The sequence below is a fragment of the Streptomyces sp. NPDC029216 genome (assembly GCF_040648015.1).
Lineage (GTDB): Bacteria > Actinomycetota > Actinomycetes > Streptomycetales > Streptomycetaceae > Streptomyces.
In genome coordinates this window covers 1-17,286 of record NZ_JBEZWL010000152.1, presented here as the reverse complement: position 1 = coordinate 17,286, position 17,286 = coordinate 1, and the positions used below count along the sequence as shown (strand labels likewise).

Here is a 17,286-nt window from a genome sequence, read left to right as displayed (position 1 = left end):
AGGGCCGAACCGGGACTTCTACCTCAAGAAGCGCGGCGAGGGATGCAAACACGTCCAAGCCGTCATCGCCCTGGCCCGACGACGCGCCAGCGTCCAGTGGGCGCTCCTGCGCGACAACCGGGTATTCACCTCCGCCCCGCCGGTCGCGCTGGCGGCTTGACTTCGTCATTGAGACTCCTCAGTTCACAGTGGTTGCTCGTCTCCGGCCCGGGCCCCGCTTCCCCGGCCCGCAGGAGGTCCAGGAGCATCCGTACCGCCTCCGGAACCGCGGCGGCCACGGGGCCGCTCAGTCCCATCCCCTCGTCCACGCAGGCCGGTTCGCAGCCGACGACGTAGGTGCGCCGGGGCGGGGTGGAACCGGTGCCGGCGCACAGGGTGCCCAGCAGGCCCAGGACCGCGTCGGGGGACATGTGGTGGCCGTCGAGGACGGGGCGGCCGCCCACCGGCGCGGAGCCGGGCGCCTCGATCAGGTACAGGGTGCCCGGGGGGCCGCCGCGCTCGGTGGCGTCGACCAGGACGAGGGTCTCGTAGCCGTCCAGGAGCTGGTAGGCCAGGTGGACCCCGCGTACGCCGAAGTCGGCCACCTCCACGTGGCCGGGCAGGGCGTGCGCGGACAGGGCCCGTACCGTCTCGACGCCGAAGCCGTCGTCGCCGAGGAAGATGTTGCCGATGCCGGCGACCAGCACCCGGCCGCTCACGGCTCCTCCGCCACGGTGACCTCGTCGGGCTGGAAGTACAGGAACCGGCCCTGTTCGCGGCGGATGTCGGCGCCCGGGTCGCCCTCCACGGTGACGGCGAGGTGCACTCCCCCGTCGACGTCGTGCAGGACCGCCTCGACGTGTGCGGCGCGGCCCCGGAGGAAGAGGTCCTGGGCGTCGGTGCGCCGCAGGCCGGGGCGCAGGACGACCCGGCTGCCGGGGCCGACCGGGGTGCCGTCGACGAGGACCCGGCCGGGCGCCGGTTCCTCCGGAGCGGCGCCGGCCGGGTCCCACCAGGGGGTGTCCGGGGTGAAGAGGGTGTCCGGCGCGGGCTCCTCGGGTCCCGGCCCGCCGGTGGGTTCGCGCAGGGAGCGCACCGCTCCGTGGAGCCGTTCCAGCACCTCGGGCGGCAGGGACTCCGCCAGGTCGACGACGGCGGCGGCGCGGGGGTCCGTACCGCGGGCCTCGCGTTTCTCCTGGTCGGTGAGGGCGGCCGTGCGCAGGGCGAGGATCTCGTCGATCTCGGTGGCGTCGTACATCTCCCCGGCGCTCTCCGGGGCGATGGCGGGGTGGTCCTCCAGGATGATCGGGGAGGAGAGGACCACGTCGGCGCGGCCGTCCTCGCCGGCGAGCACGGGCCAGGTGTGGAGGTTCGCGCAGGCGGCGACGGCGGACCGGGCCCATTCGGGCGGGTCGGTCAGCGACAGGAAGCTGCCCGGGGTGAGGCCCAGCAGCAGGTGGGCGGCGACGAGTGAGCGGGGCAGGGCCTCCTCGCGGGCGGCGGGCCCGTCCGGGGTCCAGGGGCTGGTGTTCTCGACGACGGCGGTGAGCTTCAGGACCCGGTAGGGGCCGTCGAGTTCCTCGGCCGAGAGGCGTAGGAGGCCTTCGGCCTCCTCGGTGCGCCGGACCAGGCGGCCGAGGGTCCGGCCCCGGTCGTCCCGTACCGGTTCGGTGTCCTCGTGGGCCGGGCGGACGAAGGGGAGGACGATCTCCTTCTCCGTCAGTTCGGGTACGGCGACGGACAGTTCGACGCGTTCCTCGGTGCCCTCGTCCCAGGGGACGAGGACCCGGTCGGGCAGGTGGAGTTCGGGGACGTCCTCGAACGTGCCGTCGTCCCGGGCCCGTTGGACGGTGCGCCGCTGGGCGTGCAGGAAGCGCAGTTCGAGGGAGAGGGTGGCGGCGCCGCGCGGCTCCATCAGGACCTCGGTGCGCTGGAGGCTGTGTTCGCCCTGCTCGGGGGCCCAGGCGGGCGGCACGAGGACGCCGAACTGCCAGCGCATCCGGTTCTTCGCGGCGGAGGCCCGGTAAGGGTAGAGGACGTAGCCCTCGAAGAGGACGGCGTCCGCCACCCGGCGGACGGCCTCGAAGCGCCGGGCGGAGCGGGAGGCGGTGGCCGCGGGGGCCGTCGTGGTCACGGGACCGCCCTCTCGGTGACCCGGGGGGCCGGGGTCCCCGGCAGCGGGAGCGGTGGCGGCGCCGGTTCGGCGGCGTCGAGCAGGGCGCGCAGGGTGGACTCCCAGGAGGCGAGGGCGTGACGGGAGCGGAAGGCGAGCAGTTCGGCCATGGTGTCCCGGGGCAGCCGGAGCCATCCGCAGCCGGGGAAGTGCTGTTCGACCATCTCCTGCCACACGGCGACGGGCATCCGGTACGCGGCCTCGCGGTCCCAGGGCACGGGCTCGACGCGGAAGCCGCCGGCGCCGGTGAAGGCGGTGCCGGAGAAGAGCAGCAGCAGCGGGACCTCGCCGTCTTGGAGGGCGTTGAAGTACCGGGTCGAGGCGATGTCCATGTCGTAGGTGCAGGGGACGACGAGGTCGGTCTCGGTCTCCCCGGTGAAGCCGGGCACCATCAGGCCGACCTGGGCGAACTGCACGGGCCGCAGGGTGGTCCCCCAGCGGGAGCGGTCGCCGAACAGGTCGGCCAGGGCCTCGGCCTCGCCGGGGCCGTAGCCGCGGCGGGCCGGTTCGATGCGGATCTGGCAGCGCAGGGCGAGGGCGTGCACCCGGGTGTCCGGCGGCGCGGTGATGCGCAGGCGCAGGACCAGGGTGGGGCCGGCGGCGTACGGGTCGGCGCGTACGCCGGTGCAGGTGAAGGTGAGGTCCGTCATGAGGGGCCGGCCTCCGTGAGCACTTTGGCGCGGGCCTCGACGTGGGCGAAGAGGGTGTCGAGGGCGGCCCGGGCCTCGGCGCCGCCGTCGAAGCCGCGCCAGAGCAGCCGCATCCGTCCGACGAGTTCGTAGCAGAGGTCGATCGGCACCAGGTAGGCCGTGGTCCTGCCGGGGGTGTGGTGCAGCAGGAGTGCCTCCACGTCGGGTTCGAGGACGGCGGCGAGTCTCCCGGTCCCGAGTACGGACTGCCAGGTGTCCGGGTCGAGTTCGCTCTCGGTGGCTCCGGCCGGGCTCGGGTAGAGGGCGACCAGCCGGCCGAGGGCGGCGTTGCGGAAGAGGAAGGCCACGCCGACGGGGATCCGGAGCCGCTCCCAGGCAGCGTCGTCCAGGGGGTGGTCCGGGTCGGTGAGGTAGCGGTCCGGGACGGCGCGGTAGCGGCCTGTGCGGGTGCCCGGCCGGTCGAACAGCAGGGCGCAGGCGGTGCAGGCGCACACCAGGGCCCGCTTCTCCGTCTCGACCAGGTGGCGGTGGCCGTCCGGGGGTACGGGTGTCCCGCACAGTTCGCAGTGCTCGGGCCGGGGCGGGCGGGGTCCGGTGAACCGGCGCAGCCCCCGGGGGCGGGGGCCCGTCACGGCACCCGGGCCGGGGTGGGCGGGCGGGTGCCGATCTGGAGCAGGGGCGCAGGGGGTGCGGCGGCGGGCTCGATGTCGACGCCGGTCACCTCGGGGGCGAAGCAGGCCAGGGCGTCTTCGAGGGCGGCGCGGGTGGTGTCGGCGGCGCCGGATCCGCAGCCGCAGCCGGACTTCGCGGCGGCCGCGGTGCGCAGCCGCAGGACGCCGGTGGTCTCGTCGAAGCCGAGCATCTCGGCCTGTGCGCCCGCCTGTTCCAGGGCCCGGCCGATGCGGGTGCGGACGTCTTCGGGGTGCAGGTCGTGGAGGACCAGGAGGCTCGCGACGAGTTCGTCGCCGAGCAGCGGGGTGATCGGGGCGGTGGAGCCGGGCCGGACGGGGCCGAGCGCCTCCACGATCCGGGCGAGGCCGGCCCCGTAGAACTCCATGAGGACGCGTACGAGTTCCTCGGCCGCCGCCGGCGCCCGGCGGTCGCCGGACGCGGCCAGCTCGTCGAGGATCTCCTCCACCCTGCGCCCGGCCTCCCGGGCGGCGGCCGCGGCGCTCATCCGCCCAGTCCGCTCAGGCCGGTGGGCACGTGCATGGTCTTCACCGTCTTGCCGCCGCCGACGTACATGTGGACGCCGCACGGCAGACAGGGGTCGAAGCTGCGCACGGCGCGCATGATGTCGATGCCCTTGAAGTTCTCCGGGGTGTTCTCCTCGAAGATCGGGGTGTTCTGCACGGCGTCCTCGTACGGTCCCGGGGTGCCGAAGGTGTCGCGGGTGCTGGCGTTCCAGGGGGTGGGCGGGTACGGGTGGTAGTTGGCGATCTTGCCGTCGCGGATCACCATGTGGTGGGAGAGGACGCCGCGGACCGCCTCGGTGAAGCCGCAGCCGATGGACTGGTCGGGGACCTCGAACTTCTCCCAGGTCTGGGTGCGTCCGGCGCGTACCTCGGCCAGCCCCTGTTCGGCGCAGTGCAGGGCGATGCCCGCCGCGTACGCCTGGAAGTAGGTGCGGGCGCGGTTGCGTTCCAGCGCGTTGGACCACTTCGGGATCTTCCACTCGAAGGTGGTCTCCGGCTTGGTCATGGTGCGCGGCAGGGTGATGACCACGCTGTGGCCGGTGGCCTTGACGTAGCCGACGTCGACGAGCCCGGACAGGGCGGTGGACCACAGGCGGGCGATGGGGCCGCCGCCGGTGTCGAGGGGGAGGTGGTCCTTGCCGTCGAACCAGCGGGGGGACATCACCCAGCTGTACTTGTCGTCGAAGTTCCGCTTCTGCGGGGCGGGGATGGTGTGCTGGTTCCAGGGGTGGCGGGGGTCGACGGGGTTGCCGAGGGGGTCGTGGGTGACGAACTGCTCGCGGCCCTCCCAGTCGTCGTAGTAGGAGCTGCCGAGCAGGATGCGGATGCCGAGGTTGATCTCGGTGAGGTCGTTGGTGACGAGCTTGCCGTCGACGATGACGCCCGGGGTGACGAACATCTTCCGTCCCCAGTCGGTCATGTTGGCGTAGGTGAAGTCGCAGTGCTCGGGGTCGTTGAGGGCGCCCCAGCAGCCCAGCAGGACGCGTCGGCGGCCGACCTCCTCGTAGCCGGGCAGGGCCTCGTAGAAGAAGTCGAACAGGTCGTCGTGGAGCGGGACGACCCGCTTCATGAACTCGCAGTACCGCATGAGGCGGCTCATGTAGTCGGTGAACAGCTGGACGGAGGCGATGGTGCCGACGCCGCCCGGGTAGAGGGTGGAGGGGTGCACGTGGCGGCCCTCCATCAGGCAGAACATCTCGCGCGTGTAGCGGCTGACCTGGAGGGCCTCGCGGTAGAACTCGCCCTCGATCGGGTTGAGGGAGCGCATGATGTCGGCGATGGTGCGGTAGCCGTGGTCCGCGGCGTGCGGGGCCTCGGTGCGCTCGGCGAGTTCGAGGACGCCGGGGTTGGTCTCGCGGACCATCTTCTCGCAGTAGTCGACCCCGACCAGGTTCTCCTGGAAGATGTTGTGGTCGAACATGTACTCCGCCGACTCGCCGAGGTTGATGATCCACTCGGCGAGGTGGGGCGGCTTCACCCCGTAGGCCATGTTCTGCGCGTAGACGGAGCAGGTGGCGTGGTTGTCCCCGCAGATGCCGCAGATGCGGCTGGTGATGAAGTGCGCGTCGCGGGGGTCCTTGCCTCGCATGAAGACGCTGTAGCCGCGGAAGACCGACGAGGTGCTGTAGCACTCGGCGACGCGCTTCTGCTTGAAGTCGATCTTCGTGTGGATGCCGAGGCTGCCCACGATCCGGGTGATCGGATCCCAGGCCATCTCGACCAGGCCGCTGCCGTCCCCGGCCGCGTTCGTCTTCGGTGCCATCGTCTGTGCCGTGACCCTTCGTTTGGTGCGGGATGCGGGATGCGGGGTGCGTGGGATCGGAGGGAGTCGGGACGTCACCAGGGCGGGCGGTAGCCGGTGGTGAGCTTGCGGCCGGCGTGCCGCCACTTCGGTTCCCGGTCGACGGTGTGCTGGGTGATGGTGCGCAGCCTGCGGATCACGGCCCCGTACGCTCCGCTGGCCTTCGCGGAGACCATGGAGCCGGGGGGCGCGTCCATGAACGGCATGAACTTGTCGGGGAAGCCGGGCATGGTGCAGGCGATGCAGATGCCGCCGACGTTGGGGCAGCCGCCGATGCCGTTCATCCAGCCGCGTTTGGGGACGTTGCACTTGACCACGGGACCCCAGCAGCCGAGCCGGACCAGGCACTGCGGGGAGTCGTAGGTCTGGGCGAACTGGCCCTGCTCGTAGTAGCCGGCGCGGTCGCAGCCCTCGTGGACGGTGTTCCCGAACAGCCAGGTCGGGCGCAGCTTGTCGTCCAGGGGGATCATCGGGGCCGAGCCCGCCGCCTGGTACAGGAGGTACGTCAGGGTCTCGGAGAAGTTGTCGGGCTGGATGGGGCAGCCCGGTACGCAGACGAGGGGGATGCCGGCCTTCGAGGTCCAGTCCCAGCCGAGGTAGTCGGGGACGCCCATGGCGCCGGTCGGGTTGCCCTCCATGGCGTGGATGCCGCCGTAGGTGGCGCAGGTGCCGATGGCGACCACGGCGAGCGCCTTGGGGGCGAGCCGGTCGATCCACTCGCTGGTGGTGATCGGCTGGCCGGTGCGGGGGTCGTCGCCGAAGCCGCACCAGTAGCCCTCGGGTTTGATCGACTCGTTGGGGATCGACCCCTCGACGACGAGCACGAACGGGTCGATCTCGCCGCGCTCGCCCTTGAAGAACCATTCGATGAAGGTGTCGGATCCGCCGACGGGGCCGCACTCGAAGTCGATGAGGGGCCAGTGCACGGCCACCTTGGGCAGGCCCGGCAGGACGCCCGTGACGATCTCCTCGATGCTGGGCTGCATCGCCGCGGTGAGGGAGACCGAGTCGCCGTCACAGCTCAGTCCGGCGTTGATCCAGAGGATGTGGATCGTCGGGTCCTCTGCCGGGTCCGACGGTGCTGCATCCATGCGGGGCCTCCTTGGAGGGGATGCTGAGGGGTGGGGAGGGGCGGGCGGACCGCACCTCTTCCTTGCTAGCAGGGGCCCGCCGGGCACGCCCTGTCCTGTACGGCCGGTCCAGTGACGCCGGGTCCGGCCGCGCGGCCGGAAGCGCAAGCGGGTGCGGTGCGGCGCGTGAGGTGGGGCGGGGTGTCCAGGGCGGGTTCCTTTCGGACGAAAGCCCGGCGCAGGGCGTGGTAGGGGGCGTGCGGGTCGTCGAAGGTGCGCTTCATCCTGGCCAGCTCGGCCCCCCGGTAGGCGGCCAGGGGGCGGCGGGCCTCGTCCCGTTCCCGCCGGGCCTTCTTGGCGGCGATCCGCGCGGGGGTGGCGGGGAGGGCTGCCAGGCGGCCGGCGAGCCGCGCCGTCTCGCCGGCGAAGGCCTCGGGCGGGCAGACGACCGTACGGTCGGACAGGCCGAGGCCGAGGGCCGCGGCGGCGCTCAGCGGCAGGGCGTCCTGGGTGAGCCGGGCGGCGGTGGCCTCTCCGACGCGGCCCGGCAGGGTGTACGTCCAGTACTCGGACCCGTACAGGCCCATCAGGCGGTAGTGGGGGTTCAGCACCACGCCCGAGCGGCACCAGACCTCGTCGGCGGCGAGGGCGAGCATGGCCCCGCCCGCGGCGGCGTTCCCGCCCAGGGCGGCGACGACGAGCCGGTCGGTGGTGGTCAGGACGGCCTCGACCAGGTCGTCCATGGCGTTGATGTTGGCCCAGGACTCCGCGGCCGGGTCGGCGGCGGCCTCGATGACGCCCAGGTGGATGCCGTTGGAGAAGAAGTCGCGGCCGCCGCCGAGGACGAGGACCGAGGTCGGGCGGGACAGGGCGGTGCGGTAGGCCGCCAGGAGCCGGCGGCAGCGGTCCGTGCTCATCGCTCCGGAGGGGAAGGAGAACGAGAGGAAGCCGACCGGTCCCTCCTCCCGGTAGCCGATGTCGGACCAGGTACGGCGGCGGGGGTCGGTGTGCAGGGGCGCGGGGTGCTCGCGCACCGCGGGCAGCCGGTCCCCCAGGGCGAGGACGGCCGGGAGCCGGGGTGCGGCCGGCTGTCCGGGCCCGGTGCGGGCCCGTAGCTCCGGGATCCAGACGGCGCCGTCGACGGTGGCCCGGCAGACCGCGCCGGCGCGGGTGGCCAGCAGTTCGCCGGGGCGGCCGCGCAGCCGGTCCTCGGGGTGGCCGCCGTGCAGGTACCAGTCTCCGCCGAGCAGCTCGTCGCGTACGCCGGGCCGGGAGTCGGCGGCGCGCAGCACGCGCAGGATCCGCTCGGTGGGGTCGGTCTCCCAGTCGATGCGGCGGCCTTCCTGGCGCAGGGCCGGGCGGGCGAGGCCGGTCCGCTGGGGCTGCGGGGCGTACGTCCCGGAGGCGAAGCGCTCCACGGCCAGGAGGACGGCCTCCAGGGCGGCGTCGGCGACCTCGCCGCGGTACAGGTCGCTCTTGCCGACGGCCGGGACGGCGCATGCGGCGGTGGCCCAGACGGGGCCCGCGTCCATCTCGGCCTCGGCCTGCAGGACGGTCACCCCCCAGCGGGTGCGCTGCTCCTGGACGGCCCAGTCGAGGGAGGACGGGCCGCGGTCGCCGACCGGGCCCGGGTGGACGATCAGGCAGGGGTGGGCGGACCAGACCTCTTCGGGGATGGCCGTGCGCAGCATCGGCGCGAGGACCAGGTCGGGCGCGTGGCGGCGTACGGACTCGGCGAGGGGCCGGTGCGGGAGGGCGAGTTCGACGGCCACGCTGTGGCCGTGGTCGCGCAGCTCGGCGTGGACCCGCTGGGTGAGGCTGTTGAACGCGCTCGCGAGGAGCAGGACGTGCACGTGGTCTCCCGCGGCGCTCCTGGGCGGGGGCACTGCGGCACCCGGCCCGATCGGCAGGTAGGTGACCGGGTCATGACCGGCCGCCTGAGATCGTGGCGCGGGGGGCCGGGGGCGGCGGCGCAGGCGGGCGGTGGTGTCACTCGAAAGCGGACCTGGCGGGGGCCACTCGGCCGCGTGGGCCGCGGGTCTAGAGGCGGTCCTCCATGCCGATGGCGTCCTCCAGGTCCTGGTGCGCCTCGGTCCAGTCGCCCTCCTGCTGTTCCAGGAGTGCGGCGGCGATGGCGTCGAGCTTGCGCTGGATGGCGTGTTCGGCCCGGCGTTCGGAGTTCTTCAGCAGGGCCAGCAGCAAGAGGGAGAGGGCGCCCATGGCGTCGCCCGCCAGGTGCTGCCACTCGATCGGCAGCCGGGCGAGGTGGACGGCGGCGAAGCCGGCCACCAGGGTGAGGCAGAGCAGCAGGAAGGCCGCGGAGCTCGTGAAGTTCGAGGCCAGCTCGGCCAGGGTCTCGAAGCGGCCGAGCCGTCCCTTCCCGCTCTTCTTCGCGGGGTGGTCGAAGGTCATGTCCGGCGCCTGCCCACGCGCGCGCCCGGCAATCGGCGGCGGGCGGGGCCGGGCTCAGCGGCTGCGCCGGGTCCAGCGGCGGACCAGGAGGAACAGTCCGGCCAGGGTGGCCACGTACGAGACGGTGAAGGCGATGATGAGGGCGGGCGCGGAGGTGGCGACGGCCAGGGGCAGCAACGTGAGGGCGACCGCGGTCATGGCGCAGACCGTGGCGGCGAGCGCGCCGTGGCGCTCGCCGTGCGGCCGGTCCCGCGGGTCGGGTTCCCGGGGGAACAGGCCGGTCCCGGCCGTCATGGCGCGTTCGAAGCGCGGGTCCGCCCGCAGCGCGCGTTCGATCGCGGTCAGGGCCCTTCTCTCGCGGGGCGAGAGTCCGCTGCCGGTCATCACGGCCTCCTGCGCGTCGGCGACCGGCCCGCGCCGGTCCGGACGGGACTGAGGTCCGGCGCCTTCCCCGCCACCGCGGCGGCCATGCACGCCCGGGAGGCAGCCTGCGGCCCGCCGCCGCTCAGCCGTGCGGGGCGTCCGCTCCGTCCGTACCGTCCGGGCCGGCGACCAGGAAGACGTCGGACAGCGGCGCGGTGTCGGCGCTGGCGCTGATCAGCAGGTCGTACGTGCCGGGGGGCAGCACGCCCAGGTCGAACCGCTCCCGCTCGCGGGGCACCGTGAGGGCGCGGTCCACCAGCGCCAGGCCGCTGCCGCGGCTGGTCACCGTGAGGCGTGCCGGGACCTCGGGCAGTTCGCTCTCGCTGAGGGCGCTGCGGGCGCCGATCTCGCAGACGACGGGTTCGTCCGCCTGGTAGAGGTCGTCGCCGAGGTAGCTGAACCAGGAGGTCACGGCGGCCCTCAGGTCTTCGATGCGGATGTCGTGCAGGGACTGCAGGACGCCCGACAGGTGGTCGAGCATCGGCCCCTGGTTCTGCAGGCTCGCGTGCTTCTGCGGGACGAAGGTACGGGCGTCCTCGGTACCGGAGAGGGCGGCGGAGAGCTTGGGCACGGTGCCGTCGCCGCCCTCGTCGTGGTCGTCCCGGGTCATCAGGACCTCGATCGCCTGGCCCGCGATCCGGGCCGACTGCCGGGTGGGCTGGTCCATGCCGACGATGGGGTGGTAGACGACCGGGTTGGCCTGGAAGGCGAGGTCCTCGCGGTTCTTGGCGGCCTCGCGCTCCATCTCGGTGAAGAAGTCGCCGACGTGGCTGCTCCACTCGGTCCGCCAGCCGGGCAGTCCCGCCCTGGCCGGGACGGCGGCCGTGCCGTCCGCCCCGTAGACGCATTTGTAGACGGGCACCAGCTGGTGCAGTCCGGTGAGGGAGCGCACGAGCCGGGTGAGGTCCTCGTCGAAGGGGCCGATCCGCTTGTGGAAGCCGTTGCACAGGAAATCGACGGCGTTGAGCGAGCCGTAGAAGGGGGTGCCGAAGGTCACGACGGCCCGGGTGTCCCTCCAGCCGCCCAGGGCCTCGACGAAGTAGCGGGAGACCAGCCCGCCCATGGAGTGCCCGATCAGGACGAGCTGGGCCGCGGTGTTGCCGCTGGACTCGCGCCAGTTCCGCAGCCATCCGGCGCTCTTCTCCGCCAGTTGGCGGGCGGCGGCCCGGTTGTCGCGGCGCCAGTCGTAGGGGAAGGGGAAGTAGTTGCGGCCGGTCTCCAGGTCGAAGCGCTCCAGCAGGAACCTCTCGATCGCCGTGTAGCCGTCGATCTTCCACAGGCCGGGCAGGGTGTGCAGGTCGGGTACGAGCCGGTCGGCGACGACCCCGTCACCGAGGTCGTCCACGTGCCAGTCGTCCTCTCCGAGTTCGAGGTCCCTCAGCGAGCGGCCCAGGCTCGTCAGCGCGCCCAGTACGGCGCTCGCCGAGGGCGCCCACACGTCCTTGCCGTCGCGGGTCAGGACGCTTCCGGTGATCCCGGGGAGCAGTACGACGACGTCGGCCATCTTGATCCTGTCCATCGGCCGCCTCCTCACCGGCTCCCAGCCGGGCCCGGGCCCGGCTCCCGGCCCGGCTCCTGCCCGCTCTCCTGCCCGCTGCCCGGGCCGTTCGCCGAACCGTTCCCCGAACCGTTCCCCGAGCCGTTCCCCGGGCTGACGAAGGGGGCGGACGCGTCCCCGTAGTGCTGGTAGGCGGCCCAGGCGCTCCACCGCTGCCGGCCCCCCGCGGCCTCGGGCGGCTGCCCGCCCTCCTCGCGCCGCTCGTAGAGCCTCCTGCGCGCGGTGCGGACGGCGCCGCCCACCGTCGGCGCCTCCTCGCCGGAGCCGCCCCGCAGGAGGTGCCGGTAGAACTGCTCGGCGAAGGCGATCCCCTGGTCGTCGGGGATCCGCCAGGCCGCGCCGATGTAGTGCCCGACGCCGACCCGCAGGAACTCGTCCGCGAGGCTCGGCACCAGTGCGGCCTGCGGGTTCCCCCAGGGGCTCCGGTCGGCCACGGCGGGCGGCGCGGGCGGGATGCCGGATCCGGCGGCCGCCCCGAGCCGGGCCGTGTAGCAGGCGTTGGCGACGACGACCAGGGGCGGGCGTTCGAGCAGGGCCAGCTCCTGGGCGGTGAGCAGGCCGTCGGCGAAGACCCAGCCCGAGCGGCGTCCCGTACCGGAGACGTCGAAGTCGCTGTGGCCGCAGTAGTGGACGATGTCGTTGCCTCCGCACAGCAGGACCCGCAGGACGTCCAGCCGCCTGGCGGGGTCCACGCCCGGCTGCCGGGTGGAGTTCACGGCGCCGACGAAGAGGGTGACCTCGGCCCCCAGGTTCCTGAGCTCGGTGGCGACCGCGAGGGCCTCGGTGCGGGCCCCCGGCAGCTGGAACCCCTTCTCCGGGTCCCCCGGGTCGCCGATGACCAGGGCGCGCAGCGGTCCGTCCGGCCGGACGTCGGTGGTCACGCGCGAGTAGGTGGTGCGCAGCTGGCGGGACAGCTGGGTGCGGATCGCCAGGGGGTCGCGGCGCTCCGCGCCGGCCTGCCGGATCTCGGACAGGAACTCCCAGGGGACGGAGGCCGTGTCGCGGTCGAGCTCCAGCAGCACGGTGGAGTCGTCGGTGAGCAGCCGCTGGAAGTCCGTGGGCACCACGAACCGGGAGAGCAGTGCGGGCAGTTCCCGCGCGTCCTCGACCGAGGGTTCCGTCAGCCGGTCCACGAGCTCCCGCAGCAGGTCCGTGTCCACGGGGACGAGCCGTTCCGGTACGGTGGCCCGCCCGGTCAGGGCCGCCCAGCGCAGGCCGCCGGTGCCGGACTGGACGGACATGCGGACGGGCAGGGAGCCGTCCTGGGCCGCCGCGGCCGCACGGACCGTCAGGGACAGGTCGGTGCGCGCCACTTCGGCGAGCTGCGCCAGCTGTTCGCGGACCTTCTCCCCGATGCCGGGGTCGAAGCCGGCGAGCACGGTGCGCAGGGCCGCCTCCCCGGGGGGCGGGTCCGGTCCGCCCGGGTCCGCGGCGGACGCGTCGGCGCCGGCCGGGGCGGCGAGCCCGCTCAGCGCGGCGAGGGCGTACACGGCGGCGGAGGGCGTGAACAGCCTGCCGCCGCCCTCCTCGCGCAGCCCGGGGGTGAGGCGCAGCTGCGGCAGGTTCCCTGCGGCGTCGGCCAGCGCGAGGTGGAGCTGCTCGGCGCGCAGCCGGTCGATCTCCACGACGAGCACCTCGGTGAGCCGGGGCGGCGGCGCGGCCGGGCCGAACGAGGCCAGAACCGTGCCGAAGCCCTGGACGAGGGCGCGGGCGGCCTGGGCGACGGCCAGGTTGCCCGTGCCCGAGCCGATGAGCACGGTCGCCATGGTCCCCACGTGCCCGAGCCCGTACGCCTCCCCCAGCAGGGAGGCGTACATCTGCACGGCGCGGCGCTCCGTCAGGGTGCCCATGGGGCCCATGCCGACGACGGCGGCGGCGCGTACCGGTCCGGCCTTGCAGGGGAAGTACGTGACCTCCCCCAACTGGGCGTCGACCCAGCCGAGCTTGGTGTGCTCGGTGATGAGCGGGCGCGGGCCGCCGGAGATGGCGCGGTCCAGCGCGAGTTCCGCGGCGGCGGGCACGACCGACTGGTAGTGCCCGGTGACGTGCAGGTCTGCGGCGACCTCCGCGAGGTCTCCCCAGACGACGGTGATGCCGAGGGTGGGACCGCCGGGGCGCGGTGGTTCCTCCGGGGGCGGGGCGGGAGGCCGTGCGGGAGGGTTGGAGGCCGTGGTCACGTCCTCCAGCAGGTCGGCGATGCGAGCGGCCGGGGTGTTCACCACGCCCACGCTCCTCCTTCGAGTCGCCCGAGCCTCGCCCCTGGGGGTGTGTCACACCTGCCCCCGGTCACACCTGCCCCCCAGAGGATTATCCCACCGTTCGCGGGACCGGGCAGGGCGGGCCCGCGCCCGGTCCGGGGCTCAGCGGTAGTGGGCGGCGGCCTCCGCGAAGGACACGGCCTGTGCGGGGACGGAGGCCAGCAGGGCGACCCAGGAGCCGTCGGTGAACTCCAGGTCCATGCGGCCCCGCTGGAGCACGCCGGTGGGCCTGGCGCGCACGGCGGCGACGGCCGGGCGGGGCACCTCCCAGTACTCCTTCATCACGGGCGTCGACTGCCACAGGTGCGAGACGTCGGTGAGGCCGAACCAGCGCCGGTCGGTGACGGCGAGGACGCCGGTGACCGAACCGCGCGCGCCGGCGCGGCTGATGAGGAAGTGCCCGGCCGCGCTCTGCCAGCCGCCCTCCATGCTCTTTCCGTGCATCAGGCGGGTGCCGACCTGGTCCACGGCGTCCGGCAGCCGGTCCACGGAGGCAGCCGCGGCGGCGGTCCGGGAGCGGCGGGGGTCGATCTGGTTGCGGACCAGCTGCGCCAGCGGGCGGGGCAGCTTCGCCTCGATCCGGCGGTGCAGCGAGGAGGGTTCGGCCGGGGGGAGCAGGTCCTCGGGCGGGGTGGGCACGCCCGGACCGAGCTCGTACGCGCACACCGCGACGAGGTGCTCCCCCGCACGCAGGAAGGGTCGGGCCTGTTCGCGCCTGTCCTCGGTCAACGGGCGTGCTCCTGTCGTGCGTAGGGCCGGGGGTAACCGGTTCTGTGCCGCCGGGTGGTCGTGTCCGGCGTTCCGGATTCTCCCCCATGGACCGCCGCAGATGATCATCGGGGGGTGCCTGACGGCATACCCGGAAGGGGTACCGCAGGTAACGTCCGCCGAGGTCACCCCGGGGGTGCCGAAAGGGCGCGACCGGCGGTTCGGAAGGCGGCTCAGAGGGGGTCGGCGTCCAGGAAGGCCGTGGGGTCCGGTTCCGCTCCCTCCCCGGCGCCCGGTGGCGCCAGCTCCGCCCAGATGACCTTGCCCTCGGCGGTGTAGCGGGTGCCCCAGTGCTCGCTGAGCTGGGCCACGAGGAACAGGCCGCGCCCGCCCTCGTCCGTGGTGGCCGCGTACCGCAGGTGCGGGGCGTTGCTGCTGCCGTCCCAGACCTCGCAGGTCAGGCCCTTGTCGTGGAGCAGCCGTACCCGTACCGGGGCGCTGCCGTGCCGCAGGGCGTTGGTGACCAGCTCGCTGAGGATCAGCTCGGTGGCGAAGCCGAGCTCCGACAGGCCCCACTCGTCGACGGTGCGGGCCGCCGCGCTGCGGATCTCGCCGACGGCGCTGGCCTCCAGCGGCACGTCCCACTGTGCGACCCGGTCCGCGCCGAGGGTCCGGGTCCGGGCGACGAGCAGGGCCACGTCGTCGGCCGGGCGGGCCGGCAGCAGCAGGTCGAGGATGTCCCGGCAGGTCTCGCGCGGGTCCCCGTCGGAGCGGCTCAGGGCGGTGCGCAGCAGTTCCAGCCCCTCGCCGATGTCCCGGCCGCGCTCCTCGATCAGCCCGTCCGTGTACAGGACGAGCCGGCTGCCCTCCGCCAGGTCCAGTTCGGCCGTCTCGAAGGGCATGCCGCCGAGCCCCAGCGGGGGCCCGGCCGGCAGGTCCACGATCTCGGTGGTGCCGTCGGGGGCGGCCACCAGGGGCGGCAGGTGGCCGGCGCGGGCCACCGTGCAGCGCCGGGAGACCGGGTCGTAGACGGCGTACAGGCAGGTCGCGCCGAGGACGGAGCCGCTGGAGTCGCCACCCTCGTCGTCGTGGTCGATGCGCTGGACGAGGTCGTCCAGGCGGGCGAGGATCTCGTCGGGCGCGAGGTCGAGCGAGGAGAAGTTGTGCACGGCCGTGCGCAGCCGCCCCATGGTCGCGGCGGCGTGCAAGCCGTGTCCGACGACGTCCCCGACGACCAGCGCGACCCGGCAGCCCGGCAGCGGGATCACGTCGAACCAGTCGCCGCCCACACCGGACTGCGCGGGCAGGTAGAAGTGCGCCACGTCCACGGCGCTCTGCTCGGGCAGGGCGCGCGGCAGAAGGCTGCGCTGGAGCGTCACGGCGAGGGCGTGCTCGCGGGTGTAGCGGCGGGCGTTGTCCATGCTGACGGCGGCCCGGGCGACGAGTTCCACGGCCAGCGACAGGTCGTCCTCGTCGAAGGGCTCGGGCTTGCGCGAACGCCAGAAGTTGACCACGCCGAGCACCACGCCCCGGGCGGTGAGCGGGGCCGCGATCAGCGAGTGGATCCCGTACTCGATGATGGCCCGGGTGCGCGGCGGGTCCTGGGCGAGCCACCCCGGCTCGGCGGACAGGTCGGGCACCAGCTCCGCCTTGCCGGTGCCGTAGCCGCGCGCCTGGGGGGTGGACGGCAGGAAGTCGATCAGCAGGCCGCGGGGGTAGAGGGGGTGGTCCGAGCGGATGCCGCTGACCGCGGTGCGCCGCATGTCGGCTCCGGGGCCGGGCTCGTCCCCGTCGAGCACGGGTTCGGCCAGGTCGACCGTGGCGAAGTCCGCGAAGCGGGGGACGGCGACGTCGGCGAGTTCCTCGGCGGTGCGGACGACGTCGAGGGTGGTGCCGATGTCGCCGCCCGCGTCGTAGAGCAGCTTGAGCCGGCGGCGGGCCGTCTCCGCGCGGCTGGTCAGGACCCGCATCTCGGTGGAGTCGCGGATGGTGACCACCGTTCCGCCGTCCGCGCGCCCCCGGGGGTGGGTGCGCCGCTGGTTGACGACGAGCAGCCGGTCCCCGGTCTCCAGCACCTCGTCGGTGGCCACCCGGCCGGAGAGCAGCAGGTCGGCCATCCGGCGGTCCAGGCCCGGCACGTCCCCGATGTGGCGGCCGTCGGCGTCCTCCGGCAGGCCGAGCAGCCGTTTGGCCTCGTCGTTGGCGAGCAGCAGCCGTCCGTCCCCGTCGATGATCAGCACCCCTTCGCGGACGGCGTGGAGCACCGCGTCGTGGTGTTCGTACATGCGGGTCATCTCCAGCGGGCCCAGGCCGTGGGTCTGCCGGTTGAGCCGTCTGCTGATCAGCGCCGTGCCGGCGGTGGCCAGGAGCAGGGTGACGGCGATGGACAGGAGGATGACGGGCAGCTGGCGGTTGACGACCCCGGTCACGTTCTTCACGGTCAGGCCCGCCGACACCAGCCCGACGACCTTGCCGTCGGGTGCCGTGACCGGCACCACCGCCTGGATCTCCTTGCCGAGGGGGCCGTCCACGCTCTCGGTGTAGGTGCGCCCGGCGAGGGAGGGTTCGATGGTGCCGACGAACCGTTTGCCGATGCGGTCCGGCTGGGGGTGGGTGTAGCGGATGCCGTGGGTGTCCATGACCACGATGAAGTCGACCCCGGCGTCCTTGCGGGTCTGCTCCGCGAGGGGCTGCAGGACGGCCGACGGGTCGGGTGACCTCAGTGCGGCCTGGAGGCCCAGGGAGTGGGCGAAGGTCTGCGCGACCGCCACCGACCGGTTGCGCGCCTCGCGGTCGACGTCGTGGCGTGACTGGAGGACCAGCGCCAGGAGCGCGCCGGCCGCGAGCAACACCACGATCGCCACCTGGAGGACGAATACCTGTCTGGCGACGTTTCTGGATCGGTTGCCTAGAGGTGACCGCACCGACGTGCCCGGCACGGGTGGCGAGAAGGGGTCACGCCCCCAGTTGTAGCACTTCCGGGCGCCCGCGGCCCCCGGCGCGGCGTCGCGCCGCCCGTGGCGTCGCGATTGCCCGCCCCGATGCCGGAGGCGCCGTG

Annotated in this window: 14 protein-coding genes and 1 pseudogene; 1 reads left to right on the top strand and 14 read right to left on the bottom strand. The window is 73.8% G+C overall.

Features of this window, described 5'->3' with window-relative positions:
• Positions 1-160 (top strand): annotated as a pseudogene (locus tag AB0F18_RS33205) (IS110 family transposase); the annotation flags it as partial.
• On the opposite strand, the gene AB0F18_RS33200 reads toward AB0F18_RS33205, so the two are convergent.
• The 14 genes from AB0F18_RS33200 to AB0F18_RS33135 form a co-directional block, all read right to left on the bottom strand.
• The gene (locus tag AB0F18_RS33200; RefSeq protein WP_362067411.1) at positions 126-698 is read right to left on the bottom strand and encodes a hydrogenase maturation protease; all 573 of its coding nucleotides are present in this window, start codon (positions 696-698) and stop codon (positions 126-128) included. The pseudogene AB0F18_RS33205 and the gene AB0F18_RS33200 overlap by 35 nt on opposite strands.
• Complete coding sequence (locus tag AB0F18_RS33195; RefSeq protein WP_362067409.1) at positions 695-2,113, bottom strand: hypothetical protein; 1,419 nt, start codon at positions 2,111-2,113, stop codon at positions 695-697. The genes AB0F18_RS33200 and AB0F18_RS33195 overlap by 4 nt, the downstream gene beginning before the upstream one ends.
• Positions 2,110-2,802 (bottom strand): DUF6084 family protein, encoded by a 693-nt coding sequence (locus AB0F18_RS33190; RefSeq protein ID WP_362067407.1) that lies wholly within the window; start codon positions 2,800-2,802, stop codon positions 2,110-2,112. The genes AB0F18_RS33195 and AB0F18_RS33190 overlap by 4 nt, the downstream gene beginning before the upstream one ends.
• Positions 2,799-3,434, bottom strand: coding sequence for a DUF5947 family protein (locus AB0F18_RS33185; protein WP_362067405.1), 636 nt, complete (start codon positions 3,432-3,434; stop codon positions 2,799-2,801). Before AB0F18_RS33185 ends, AB0F18_RS33190 begins: the two co-directional genes overlap by 4 nt.
• The gene (locus tag AB0F18_RS33180; protein ID WP_362067403.1) at positions 3,431-3,979 is read right to left on the bottom strand and encodes a hypothetical protein; all 549 of its coding nucleotides are present in this window, start codon (positions 3,977-3,979) and stop codon (positions 3,431-3,433) included. The genes AB0F18_RS33185 and AB0F18_RS33180 overlap by 4 nt, the downstream gene beginning before the upstream one ends.
• Positions 3,976-5,760 carry a nickel-dependent hydrogenase large subunit gene (locus AB0F18_RS33175; protein WP_362067401.1) on the bottom strand — a complete coding sequence of 595 codons (1,785 nt, stop codon included), beginning with the start codon at positions 5,758-5,760 and terminating at the stop codon, positions 3,976-3,978. Before AB0F18_RS33175 ends, AB0F18_RS33180 begins: the two co-directional genes overlap by 4 nt.
• Positions 5,761-5,834: 74 nt before the next feature.
• Complete coding sequence (locus tag AB0F18_RS33170; protein ID WP_362067399.1) at positions 5,835-6,890, bottom strand: hydrogenase expression protein HypE; 1,056 nt, start codon at positions 6,888-6,890, stop codon at positions 5,835-5,837.
• 65 nt (positions 6,891-6,955) lie between these two features.
• Entirely contained in the window at positions 6,956-8,722 is a 1,767-nt protein-coding gene (locus tag AB0F18_RS33165; protein ID WP_362067397.1) for an enoyl-CoA hydratase-related protein, read from the bottom strand.
• A gap of 187 nt (positions 8,723-8,909) precedes the next feature.
• The gene (locus tag AB0F18_RS33160; RefSeq protein WP_362067395.1) at positions 8,910-9,281 is read right to left on the bottom strand and encodes a hypothetical protein; all 372 of its coding nucleotides are present in this window, start codon (positions 9,279-9,281) and stop codon (positions 8,910-8,912) included.
• Between the two features lie 54 nt (positions 9,282-9,335).
• Positions 9,336-9,665, bottom strand: coding sequence for a DUF3040 domain-containing protein (locus AB0F18_RS33155; RefSeq protein ID WP_362067393.1), 330 nt, complete (start codon positions 9,663-9,665; stop codon positions 9,336-9,338).
• A 121-nt stretch (positions 9,666-9,786) separates the two neighbouring features.
• On the bottom strand, positions 9,787-11,223 hold the full coding sequence (locus tag AB0F18_RS33150) for a hypothetical protein (RefSeq protein WP_362067391.1): 1,437 nt from the start codon (positions 11,221-11,223) through the stop codon (positions 9,787-9,789).
• An 11-nt stretch (positions 11,224-11,234) separates the two neighbouring features.
• Positions 11,235-13,484, bottom strand: a complete 2,250-nt coding sequence (locus tag AB0F18_RS33145) for a CHAT domain-containing protein (RefSeq protein WP_362067389.1) — start codon at positions 13,482-13,484, stop codon at positions 11,235-11,237.
• A 138-nt stretch (positions 13,485-13,622) separates the two neighbouring features.
• Entirely contained in the window at positions 13,623-14,249 is a 627-nt protein-coding gene (locus AB0F18_RS33140; protein ID WP_362067387.1) for a hypothetical protein, read from the bottom strand.
• A 212-nt stretch (positions 14,250-14,461) separates the two neighbouring features.
• Entirely contained in the window at positions 14,462-17,167 is a 2,706-nt protein-coding gene (locus AB0F18_RS33135) for a SpoIIE family protein phosphatase (RefSeq protein ID WP_362067386.1), read from the bottom strand.
• Positions 17,168-17,286 lie beyond the last annotated feature (119 nt).